Source organism: Ornithinimicrobium faecis (assembly GCF_023923225.1).
Taxonomy (GTDB): domain Bacteria; phylum Actinomycetota; class Actinomycetes; order Actinomycetales; family Dermatophilaceae; genus Ornithinicoccus; species Ornithinicoccus faecis.
This window is the reverse complement of sequence record NZ_CP099489.1, coordinates 4,349,852-4,361,574: the sequence shown is the minus strand read 5'-3', so window position 1 is coordinate 4,361,574 and position 11,723 is coordinate 4,349,852. Positions and strand designations below refer to the sequence as shown.

Sequence of the window (11,723 nt, the reverse complement as noted above, 5' to 3'; positions counted from 1 at the left end):
TCGGTGAGCGCCACCCCAACCCCCACCAACCAGAATCCATCCGGTTCGCAGCCTGCGGAGCGGACGGACGAGGACCTGATCATGAACAAGGGGCCGGGCGGGATCCACCCCGGTGTGTTCTGGCCGTCGCTCATCGTGCTGGCGATCGCCTGCGTGTTCACCATCGGATTCCCAGAAGCCTCCGACAAGGCGCTGGGGGCGATCCAGGACAACATCGTCGGCGGCTTCGGCTGGTACTACGTCGTGGTGGTCGCCGTCTTCGTCGCGTTCGCACTGTGGATGGGCCTGAGCCGCTTCGGTGACATCAAGCTGGGCCAGGACGAGGAGGAGCCCGAGTTCGGGATCTTCTCCTGGTTCTCCATGCTCTTCGCGGCCGGGATGGGTATCGGCCTGGTGTTCTGGGGTGCTGCCGAGCCGCTGACCTTCTTCGCGACCGACATCAAGCCCGGCATGACAGGGGAGGGTCCCGAACTGGCCCAGAAGGCGATGGCCCAGGTCTTCCTGCACTGGGGATTCCACGCCTGGGCCATCTATGTCGTCGTGGGGCTGGCCCTGGCCTATGCCATCCACCGCAAGGGCCGCCCGGCCTCCATCCGGTGGGCGCTGGAGCCGATCTTCGGAGACCGGGTCCGCGGCTGGGTCGGTGACGTCATCGACACCATCGCCGTCGTCGGCACCGTGGCCGGGATCGCGACTTCGCTGGGACTCGGAGTCCAGCAGATCTCCTCAGGGCTGGTCCACCTAGGCCTCTTCGACGAGGTGAGCGATTCACTGCTCGTCGGGGCCATCGTGGTCATCACCGTCCTGGCAACCGCGTCCGTGGTCAGCGGTGTGGGCCGCGGCATCCGGTGGCTGTCCAACACCAACCTGGTGCTCGCCGCCGTCTTCCTCCTGGCGCTCCTGCTCCTCGGACCCACCCTGTTCCTGCTGCGCGAGTGGATCCAGAGCATCGGTGTCTACTTCCAGAACGTGCTGCCCATGACCTTCAGCACCAACGCCTTCAGCGGTGAGGCCGGCCAGGTCTGGCAGGGGGCGTGGACCACGTTCTACTGGGGCTGGTGGATCTCCTGGGCACCCTTCGTCGGGGTGTTCATCGCCCGGATCTCCCGGGGACGCACGGTGCGCGAGTTCGTGGCCGGCGTGCTCCTGGTGCCGACCACGGTGACCTTCCTGTGGTTCTCGGTGCTGGGCGGCAGTGCCTTCTACCGCGAGATCTTCGGTGAGGGTGGTCTGGTTGGCACCGACGAGGACGGCAACCCGGCGCTGGCCGCGGAACAGGTGCTCTTCGACTTGGTCGAGGGACTTCCTGCCGGCGGTCTGTTGGCGGGGATCGCGATCGTGCTGGTGACCATCTTCTTCATCACCTCCTCCGACTCCGGATCGCTGGTGGTCGACATGCTGGCCTCCGGCGGAGACCCGGAACCCCCAACATGGAGCCGTGTCCTGTGGGCGGGGATCGAGGGCGTGGTGGCCATCGGCCTGCTGCTCGCCGGTGGGCTGGGCGCGCTGCAGACCGGAGCCATCATCACGGCCCTGCCGTTCAGCCTCATCATGGTGGCGATGTGCTGGGCGACCTACAAGGCACTGAGTGGTGAGCACACAGCGATGGTGCGAGCTGCCCGGCGCCAGGCCAGGGAGGAAATGGCCCTCGACGTCAGCACCGAGGTGACTGAGGAACTGACCGGGAACTTCGACGAGCACTTCGGCGAGCCGGTGGAGAAGAACGTCGAGAAGCACGTCGGCAGGCACCTCAAGAAGCTGTCTGAGCGGAACAGGTGACAACGCTGACCTGATTGACGTCAGACCGCGGTCGCACCCAACGGGCGACCGCGGTCTGACGCCACCGCAGGAGACTCGGCATACGCTCTGGTGATGGAGATGATCAGGCGCGCCCGGACCTGGGCCACCTCCTCCCCGCTCCTCGTGGACTCGGCGCTGGCGGTGGGGACCTGGATGGTCTTCCTCGTCCTGTCCGGCTCGCAGGGCGAGGCGCTGCTGCTGACCACGCTGCAGGTGCTGCCCCTCGCCTTCCGCCGCACCCAGCCGTTCGGCGCCGCGGTCGTCATCGCCGCCGCGTGCCTGCTGCAGGTGCTCATCATCGACACACCGCTGATCGCCAACGTCGCGGCGCTGGCGATCATCTACGCGACCGTTGCCTATTCCGCCGAGCGGTGGCATGCCTGGGTGGTGGGAGCGTTTGGTCTGCTGGGCTCGGTGCTCGGGGCCCTCGACTGGGTGGTCAACAACGCCTTCATCACCGACTATGCCTCGGTGTTGGTCTCGCTCATCCCGACGACCCTGTTCATGTGGATGTCGGTGGCCGCCGCGTGGATGCTCGGCGACGTGGTCCGTCGCCGGCGAGCGGTCGTGGCCCGCCTGCGTGAGCAGAACGAGGCCCTCGCGCGCGATCAGGCACAGCGGGCGGCGCTTGCCGCGCAGGGCGAACGCGCCACGATCGCCCGGGAGATGCACGACATCGTCGCCCACTCCCTGTCGGTCGTGGTCGTGCAGGCCGACGGCGGAGCGTATGCCGCTCGCGTGGCACTGGAGCAGAGGTCGGCTGACTCGGCCGCCCTGGAGCGGGCGGCCCAGACCCTGGAGACGCTGGCCACGACGGCCCGGGAGGCGCTCACCGACACCCGGCGCCTGGTCGGGGTGCTGCGCGAGAGCGGCAGCGCGGCGGAGTTTGAGCCGGCCCAGGGCCTGGCCAACCTCGTGGAGCTCGTGCAGCGAGTCCGTGACTCCGGCGTGCCGGTAAGCCTGGCGGTGCGCGGCGACGTCGGTGAGCTGCCCCGCGACCTGGACCTCGCGGCATACCGCGTCGTGCAGGAGTCACTGACCAACGTGCTCAAGCACGCCGGACCCGACGCGAGCGTCGGGGTCGACGTCCTGCGCACCCCCGCCGTGCTGTTGGTCCGGGTCACCGACGACGGCCGCGGGGTGGGCGCCCCGGCCCAGCAGTTGGACGATGACGGCTACGGTGGGGCCGCGGTCGTGCCAGACGGCCGCGGCAACGGCATCATCGGGATGCGGGAGCGGGTCGAGGTCCTCGGCGGCACCCTGCACGCCGGACCTCGGCCCGGTGGTGGGTTCGAGGTCGTCGCGTCCGTTCCGGTGACCGTCAGCGGTGAAGTGTCCAGGACACCAGAAGGAGTCAGCAGTGAGTGAACACCCCGACGGAGGACCGATCCGCCTGTTCCTGGTCGACGACCAGGAGCTGGTCCGGGCGGGGTTCCGGATGGTGCTGGACGCCCAGCAGGACATGACGGTCGTCGGCGAGGCCGGGGACGGGGTGGCTGCCCTCGCCGCGGTGCCGCAGGTCCGCCCCGACGTGGTCCTGATGGACATCCGGATGCCGCGCATGGACGGGGTGGAGACCACCCGCCGACTCTCTGAGGTCGGTGAGCGGCCCAAGGTGTTGGTGCTGACGACCTTCGACCTCGACGAGTACGCCTTCGCCGCCCTCAAGGCCGGCGCCGCCGGGTTCCTGCTCAAGGACGCCGGTCCCGCCGAGCTGCTCACCGCGATCCGGGCCGTGCACGAGGGCGATGCCGTGCTGGCCCCGAGCACGACCCGGCGGATGCTCGACCAGTTTGCCGACCACCTGCCGGGCGGGGACGGGGAGGTCGCTGCCGCGAGTGCCGCGGAGCGGTTGGCCCCGCTGACCGACCGCGAGCGCGAGGTCCTGGTCGCCGTGGCGCGGGGGCTGAGCAACAGCCAGATCGCCGCCGAGCTGTTCCTGGCCGAGGCGACGGTCAAGACGCACATCGGCCGGATCCTGCACAAGCTGCACCTGCGCGACCGGGTGCACATGGTGATCACGGCCTACGAGACCGGGCTGGCGGGCTGAGCCCACACCGGGGCGGCTGAGCGCAGACCGGGACGCCATGCCGGTCGCGCTTGCCGGGGGCGGCACCTCTCACCCGCAGCCCGAGGACAGCAGCTTGCAGGGCTCTGTTGGCTCGTTGTGGGATGCTTCCAGATTACTTCGACACATCGTGAAGGGAGGAAGCCGCTGGTGCTCGACGATGCGTGCCTCGTGCTGCTCGTGGACCGCGACGCCTCCCACCTGCCGCGGTGGCTGCATCGTCTCGGGGCGCGGGGCGATCGCGCGCGCCTGATCGTGGCCTACCCCTCCGACCTGGCGGACCAGGTGGTGGCGGCCTGCGACGAGCTGCCGGACGTGCACCGGCTCAAGCTGGCTGACACTGGCGACCCGGTGGGCACGCTGAGCGAGATCATGGCCGCCGTCCCCACCGCACACCTGATCACCATCACGACCCTGGAGCAGCCCACGCCCGACCTGCTCGACGAGCTCGCGTCGGGGCTGGTCGCCGCGCGGCACAGCGTCGCGGCGGTCGGGTCCAACTTCGCCGGGCCGGTGCTGGTGTGGCACCGCACCACGCCGGTCCCCCTGGTGACCGCCTATCTCGACCTCGTCCTCGCGGAGCTCGCAGAGGGCGCTGAGCAACCCGCAGGGGTGTCGGACTACCTCGGCTCCCTGGCGCTGCAGGCGGCACTGGTCACGGTCGAGTGGCTGGACCCGCAGCCGGGCGCCGTCGACATCGCGCTGCGCATCAACCTCGCCGGACATCGCTTCGACAGCCGCCCACCCTGGCAGTTCCGGGTGACGCTGGCCGCGCCAGACGCGGGGGATGCCGGGGGGTCGGAGCCGGTCGGGCTCGTCCAGCGCATCGACGCCTCGGGGATCGCGCGCTGGGAGTGGCTCGTCGCCCGGGTGCCCCTGGGCGGTGTCCCCACCGGTGATTATCGGATCGAGCTCTCCCTCAGCTCGCCGCACGAGTCGCTGCGGTCGACCCGCGCCGCCCGGCCCAGCAAGGGGTCGCTCGCCAACGCCCGCACCGTGCGGCTGGCGGCTCCCTCGGCGGAGGCCGACGCCGTGCGTTACTACCTGCACACGCCGGACCACGGGCGCGAGACGCGGTTGTGGGTCGCCCACGGCAGTGGACCCCTCGCGGAGCTCGCGTGGCGGGCGCGGATCACGGGCGCCGACCTCCGCTACATCCAGCGCGGTGAGGGTGGACGACGGATGCGTGCCCTGCGGCTGCTCAAGCTCGTCAGCGCGCCCTTCTTCCTCGGCCGCGAGGTCTGGCTCCTGGGTGAGCGGGCGGAGGAGGCCCAGGACAACGGCCTGCACTTGTTCCGTTACCTGCGCACGCAGCACCCCCGGCGGCACGTCTACTACGTGCTGTCCCGGTCCAGTCCGCAGTTCGCCGAGCTGCGTCAGTTGGGCCACGTGGTGCCGCACTCGTCGAGACGTCACGAGCTGCTCATGCTGCACGCGACGGTCGTCGCCAATGCGCACTCCACGCACCACATGCTTCCCGAGCAGTGGAACCGCAAGGCGTTCCTGCGCCGGCTGGCCTGGCGGATCGGGGCCCTGCAGGTCTTCCTCCAGCACGGCGTGCATCTCAGCCCGGAGGCCGTCAAGCGTGGCAGCACGGGCTACGACCTCATTCTCACCAGCGCTCGCGGTGAGACCCGGGCGCTGCGCGCAGCCTCGGGCTACGACGCGCAGATCGCGGAGGTGGGCATGCCTCGGTTCGACCACCTCACGCCCACGCCGCCCAGCCGCACCATCCTCATGATGCCCACCTGGCGGCGTTACCTCTGGTCCCAGGCCCGCGGACAGAGCAGCCCGGACCAGGAGCGCTACGACGGGTCCGACTACGAACGGTTCATGACCGGGTTGCTGACCAGCGACCGTCTGCAGACCATGCTGGAGGCCTTTGACTATCGACTGGTGTTCGCTCCGCACCACAATGTTGCCGAGCACCTCATGGACGCTGCGACGGCCGGTGACCGCATCACCGTCGTCGCGGCCACCGGCACGGCGCTGCAGGACCTGGTGCGGCGGTGCGACGTCTTCCTCACCGACCACTCCTCCGTCCACTTCGACGCCGCATATCTGGGCACGCCGGTGATCTATGCCCGGTTTGATCGCGAGGAGTTCGAGACCCGGCACGCGGCACCCTCGTGGTTCGACTTCGAGCGCGACGGTTTCGGGCCCGTGGTCACGACGGTGGAAGGCACCCTCGACGAGCTCGATGCGCTCCTGGCGCGGGGGTGCGCCCCCGATCCCCGGTTCGCCGGACGGGCCGACGAGCTCTTCGCACACCACGACCAGGAGAACTCCCGGCGCGTCGTCGACACGATCGACCGACGGCTGCACAGAATCGGGACGACAGGAGGAGGCTCATGAGAGGCAGGCGCACCGCACGGAGACTGGTCAAGGCTCCGCGAGCAGCAGTGGGCAAGCTCGCCTATCGCGTGCGACGGCGGGTGACGAACACGGTCGCCTCGGCTGCCCCGGAGCAGCCCAGTCTGCGCCGACTCCTCCCGGCCGACCTGCTGCGGCTGGCCGACTCGAGTGACGAGCACGAGATCACCACCCACCGGGCGCGCTACGTCATTGCCCACCGGCAGGCGGATGTCACCAGGTGGCGGCTGGCCGCGCAGACCGCCACCGCGGTCGCCGAGTCGCTCGAGAGCACCGGGGTGCCGTTCTTCGCCATGCAGCTGCCCTTCACGCGCACCACGAGGTGGGGCGTGCGCCGCGACGACCTGGCCGCCGTGGTCGGCGCCATCGGGCAGAGTCTGGGTGCGGAGGGGTTCTACTACCACTCCCGCGAGACCGGCCTGCCCCGTCCAGTGACGGAGGCCCCCACCTCGGAGGAGCTCGAGTCCATCCGGGACCTCTCCGTCTTTCAGTATGTCCGCTGCACGACGATAGGAAAGCTCTACGGTGCTCCCGACGGCTGCCGCATCGCGGTCTGGGACGATCACGAGGATCGGGAGACGCTGGTGGCACCCGACCGCCAGAGCATCGTGCAGGAGATCGATCGCAGCGATCCCCTTCCACTGACCACCCGGGCACGGTGGGACGGCTGGGCCGAGCCCAGCATCGTCGGAGCCACCGGAGACGCCTCGGCCATCGAGTTCCCGGTCGATGCCGTCTATCTCTGGGTGGACGACTCCGACCCGCAGTGGCGAGCCAAGCGGGCTGCCGTGCGCCGCCGGCTCGGTCTGGCGGACGCGTCGGGGGCCAGTGACGCCCACTACTTCCGTGACCGTGGTGAGCTGCGGGCCTCGATGAGGTCCCTGGAGACCCACGCGCCCTGGATCCGCCACATCTACCTGGTCACGGACGAGCAGACTCCCGACTGGCTGGACACGCAGCACGGCCGGGTGACCGTGGTGGACCACCGCGAGATCTTCTCCGACGGCGAGGCGCTGCCCAGCTTCAACTCCCACGCGATCGCCTCGCAGGTCCACCGCATCCCTGGCCTCTCGGAGCACTACCTCATCCTCAACGACGACGTGATGTTCACCGCGCCCGTGACGCCCTACGACTTCTTCACCACAGCCGGGCAGCTCAGGATCTTCTTCTCCCGGTCCCGCCGCCCCGACATCTCCCGCGAGCTCCAGAACCCGCTGGAGCGCGCACGCTCGAACTCGGCGGAGCTCATCCAGCGCGATTTCGGCCGCCGTGCCTCCGAGGTGTTCGCCCATGTTCCGATCGCCCAGAGCAAGCAGATCGCGACCGAGGTGGTGGAGCGCTACGCCAGCGAGATCGCGGGCACGGTGCGCAGCCCCTTCCGGTCGGACACAGATGTCGAGTCCAACTCCTGGCTGCACCTGTACACCGCCCTCTTCACGGGGCGCGGGGTGCGGTCGGCGATCCGCTACGGCTACTTCAACATCGGGGACCCGAGCGTCCGGGAGCGCCTACTGGTCAAGGGCTATCCCGACAATGTCAGCGTCATCTGTCTCAACGACGTCCCGTCGCCCGACGGGGAGGACGAAGCCGATCCTGGGTGGCTCCCCACCTGGCTGGCCCAGACCTTCCCCATCCCCACCGCGTTCGAGCTCCCACCCACCCGGGCCGACGAGCAGTCCTCCTGACCCCACCTACCGACACCTCGTCATACCCCGGTATGACGAGGCTCCCCCTGGGGCCGCACGTCACCCGACCTGTGGTCCGGTCTGTGGACCGATGTGACAGGTGGGGTCTGCTCCGTAGCGTTCCTGCTATGACTTCGACGACCACTTCGCGGGCTCCGCGCCCGCAGGCCACGCTCGCTGCGAGCGCTATCGACCTCACCAAGACCTACGGCGCGGGGGAGACCGCCGTTCGTGCCCTCGACGGGGTCTCCGTCGGCATCGAGGCCGGCCAGTTCACCGCGATCATGGGGCCGAGCGGGTCGGGCAAGTCCACGCTGATGCACCTGCTCGCCGGACTCGACACCCCGACCTCTGGGCGCGTCTTCCTGGCCGACGCCGAGCTCACCCGCCTGTCCGACACCGCCCTGACGCGGCTGCGCCGCTCGCGGGTCGGCTTCGTCTTCCAGGCCTTCAACCTGCTGCCCACCCTGACCGCGGAGGCCAACATCCGCCTGCCGCTGCAGCTCGCCGGGTCGCAGGGGGACCCGGCGTGGCTGCGGCAGGTCGTGTCCGGACTCGGGCTGGAGGACCGGCTGGGTCACCGGCCCGGAGAGCTGTCGGGTGGGCAGCAGCAGCGCGTGGCGCTGGCCCGGGCTCTGGTGACCCGGCCGGACGTCGTCTTCGCGGACGAGCCGACCGGGGCGCTGGACTCCACGACCGGTGCCGAGGTGCTGGCCCTGCTGCGGCGCAGCGTCGATGAGTGGGGTCAGTCCGTGGTCATGGTGACGCACGACCCGGTGGCCGCTGGCTATGCGGACCGGGTGATCCTGCTCGCCGACGGTCAGATCTCCGGGGAGATCCTCGAGCCGACGGCAGAGCGGGTTCTGGAGCAGCTCACCGGGATGGGCCGATGAGCACCCTGTCCCTGGCCGCCGCCGGGTTGCGGGGGCACGCCCGGCGGCTGGCCGCGACGGCTCTGGCGATCGTGCTCAGTGTCGGTTTCGTTGCCACCACCCTCCTGGCGCTTGATGCCATGGAGCGCGGCATCGGGGAGACAGTGGCCGGCGACGTGGTCAACCGTGACCTCGTGCTCTGGTCCGGGGAGGCACCGCTCGGGGCGGGCGAGGTGGATGCGTTGCGGGAGCGTGACGGCCTGTCCGTCGTCGCTGCCCCGGCGCAGGTCTATGGCACCGTCGACTCCACCGGGGTGCTGGCCACGACGACGCCGACGGGCCCGGGGGTGGAGCTGCTCGAGGGGCAGCTGCCCGCGGGCCCGGACCAGGTGGTTGCCTCGTCGACGACCGACCACGCCCTGGGCGACACCGTGACCTTCGAGCCCTATGACTCAACCGGCGAGCCCGGTGACCCGGTGGACCTGGACGTCGTCGGCATCATGGATGTCGGTGACTCCCCGCTCTACACCTGGCAGGACGTGCTCGTGGCGCAGGAGAGCGCCCTGCGCGAGTGGGACCCCGAGCTCGGCTATGCGATGGTCACGATCGACCTGGCGGGGACCGACGAGGCCGGTGCCCGGGCAGCTGTCGCCGAGGCAGCGCCCGGGGTGGAGGTGATGACCGGACCCGAGGCAGCCAACCGGCTGATCTCGCAGGCCACGGGAGGGCTCGATCTGCTGGGCCCGGTGCTGCTGGGCTTCGGGGCGATCGCGGTCGCGACCAGCGCCCTGGTCATCGCCAACACCTTTGCCATCGTCCTGGCACAGCGCACGCGGGAGCTGGCGCTGTTGCGCTGCGTGGGGGCCACTCGCGCACAGGTGCGGCGCACCGTGCTGCTCGAGGCCCTGACACTCGGCGTCGTGGCATCTGCCGCCGGAGTGTTGCTGGGAGTGGCGATCACCTGGACCGCCGCCCTGACGCTGGGTGAGGTCAACCTCGGCACGCCGGTGACCCTGCGCCCCGGATGGAACCCGGTGTCGTTGCTCGCACCGTTGGTCGCGGGCGTGGCAGTCACCCTCGGGGCGGCGTGGTGGCCGACCCGCCGCGCCACACGGGTGGCGCCGATGGCGGCGCTGCAGCCTGCAGTCCCTCCAGCTGTGGCCTCGCGCCCCGGACTGCTGCGCATCGTCGCCTCCGTGCTGCTGCTCGGCGCCGGCGCGGCCGGTCTGGTCCTGGCGGCCATGACGCACAACGTCCTGGTCGGGGTGGCCAGCGGCCTGCTGAGCTTTGTTGGCGTCCTGGTCGCCGCGGTCTTCTTCGTGCCCGCGGGCATCCGGGCGCTCGGCGCACTGCTGCGCGGGGTGCCGAGCCGACTGGCGGTGGGTAACACGGTCAGCAACCCGGGCCGGGCCGCCGCGACCAGTGCCGCCCTGCTGATTGGGGTCACCCTGATCACGATGACCTCGGTCGGTGCGGCCTCGGCCGAGCGGACCGCCCTGAGCGAGATCGACGAGCAGTTTCCCGCGGACGTCATGGCCTTCCCGCAGTTTGAACTCGTCGGCAACCCCTCGGACGAGGATGGCGAGCGGATGACGGTGCGCCCGCTCGATGAGGCGATAGCGACCCAGGTGGACAGCGTCCCCGGGGTGGCCGAGACCGTCCAGTTTGAGGGCGGGTGGCTCCAGATGGAGCAGGCCGACGGCACGTGGGCGGAGTCGCCCGTCTATGGGATCGACCCAGAGGTGGTGGCACCGGTGCTGCGAGACCCCCAGGCTGCCCAACGGCTCGAGCCGGGCACCGTCGGTCTCTCCGACTACCTCATGGAGATCAGGGGACTGCGTGAGGGCGACACCCTGGTCATGACCGGCCCCGACGGCAGCAGCGAGGCGACCGTCGTGCCCTTCCCCTTGGACGAGGTGGTGCTGCCCTCGGCCGACCTGGTCGCGCTGGACGCCTCCTCCGCAGCCGGGGGTGGCCTGCTGATCCGCCTCAGTGACGATGCAGAGGTCAGCACCGTGGTCTCTGCCATCCGTGACCTCGTCGAGCCGGAGGGCGCCTGGGTCACCGGCAGCGCCTCCGAGCGCGCCCAACTCACCACGATGCTCGACGTGCTGGTGCTCATCACCACGGCACTGCTGGGGGTGGCCGTGGTGATCGCTGTCGTCGGCATCGCCAACACCCTCGCCCTGTCCGTGTTGGAGCGCACCCGGGAGAACGCTCTGCTGCGCGCCCTGGGCCTGACCCGGTCCCAACTGCGGGGCATGCTGACGCTCGAGGGAGTGCTGCTGTCCGTGGTCAGTGCACTGCTCGGCATCGTCCTCGGCGTGACCTACGCGTGGTTCGGGGTGCAGACCCTGCTGCCCGAGGGCACCACCACGCAGCTGGCCTTCCCGGTCACCCAACTCGCGGTGATCCTCGCGCTCGCGATCGTGGCGGGGCTGCTCGCCTCGGTGCTGCCCGCCCGGCGGGCCGCACGGATCGCCCCGGCTGCGGGGCTGGCGACCGTCTGAGCGCGCGCCGAACTGCGGGCCCGGCAACGATTCGTCGTCGCCGGGCCCGCGTGTCCGGCCCTGCACCCGGTCGGGACCAACGCGGGCGTCGTGGCGCGGCTCAGGCCCGGCGCGTCATGGTCGAGTCGTAGCCGCCGCCTCCGGGGTAGACCCACGCGCCGTCCAGCACCGTGTCGTCCACGCTGAAGGCCCCGCGGAAATAGGCGGGGGAGCCGGGCTCCCCGGCCCAGATCGTCAGCTCGTCGCCGGTCAGCTCGTAGACGTAGTCCAGGGTGTTGCCCTGGTTGTCGTAGAAGCGGGAGTGGATGTGACGGATTCGCGACATCACGCCAGGAACTTTTCTCAAACAACTTCTACGCTCGCGGTGAGGGGTCAGCCGATCCCCGTGGTTGTGTCGAGGGCGGGGCCCCGGCTC

At 70.3% G+C, this 11,723-nt stretch carries 8 protein-coding genes; 7 read left to right on the top strand and 1 reads right to left on the bottom strand.

The features are described 5' to 3' along the window. Positions 1–3 precede the first annotated feature (3 nt). The 7 genes from NF556_RS20030 (at position 4) to NF556_RS20000 (ending at position 11,308) form a co-directional block, all read left to right on the top strand. The gene (locus NF556_RS20030) at positions 4–1,779 is read left to right on the top strand and encodes a BCCT family transporter (protein WP_345780130.1); all 1,776 of its coding nucleotides are present in this window, start codon (positions 4–6) and stop codon (positions 1,777–1,779) included. 93 nt (positions 1,780–1,872) lie between these two features. Further along, positions 1,873–3,168, top strand: a complete 1,296-nt coding sequence (locus tag NF556_RS20025; RefSeq protein ID WP_252592950.1) for a sensor histidine kinase — start codon at positions 1,873–1,875, stop codon at positions 3,166–3,168. Positions 3,169–3,238: 70 nt separating this feature from the next. Continuing rightward, positions 3,239–3,850: a response regulator gene (locus NF556_RS20020; protein ID WP_252595875.1), complete on the top strand. Its 612-nt coding sequence runs from the start codon at positions 3,239–3,241 to the stop codon at positions 3,848–3,850. Between the two features lie 168 nt (positions 3,851–4,018). Beyond that, the gene (locus tag NF556_RS20015; protein WP_252592949.1) at positions 4,019–6,223 is read left to right on the top strand and encodes a CDP-glycerol glycerophosphotransferase family protein; all 2,205 of its coding nucleotides are present in this window, start codon (positions 4,019–4,021) and stop codon (positions 6,221–6,223) included. After that, on the top strand, positions 6,220–7,926 hold the full coding sequence (locus tag NF556_RS20010; protein WP_252592948.1) for a Stealth CR1 domain-containing protein: 1,707 nt from the start codon (positions 6,220–6,222) through the stop codon (positions 7,924–7,926). Before NF556_RS20015 ends, NF556_RS20010 begins: the two co-directional genes overlap by 4 nt. A 128-nt stretch (positions 7,927–8,054) precedes the next feature. Further along, positions 8,055–8,819 (top strand): ABC transporter ATP-binding protein, encoded by a 765-nt coding sequence (locus NF556_RS20005; RefSeq protein WP_252592947.1) that lies wholly within the window; start codon positions 8,055–8,057, stop codon positions 8,817–8,819. Further along, positions 8,816–11,308 (top strand): ABC transporter permease, encoded by a 2,493-nt coding sequence (locus NF556_RS20000; protein ID WP_252592946.1) that lies wholly within the window; start codon positions 8,816–8,818, stop codon positions 11,306–11,308. The genes NF556_RS20005 and NF556_RS20000 overlap by 4 nt, the downstream gene beginning before the upstream one ends. A 100-nt stretch (positions 11,309–11,408) precedes the next feature. On the opposite strand, the gene NF556_RS19995 is transcribed toward NF556_RS20000, so the two are convergent. Next, the gene (locus NF556_RS19995; RefSeq protein WP_252592945.1) at positions 11,409–11,633 is read right to left on the bottom strand and encodes a hypothetical protein; all 225 of its coding nucleotides are present in this window, start codon (positions 11,631–11,633) and stop codon (positions 11,409–11,411) included. Between the last annotated feature and the right edge of the window lie 90 nt (positions 11,634–11,723).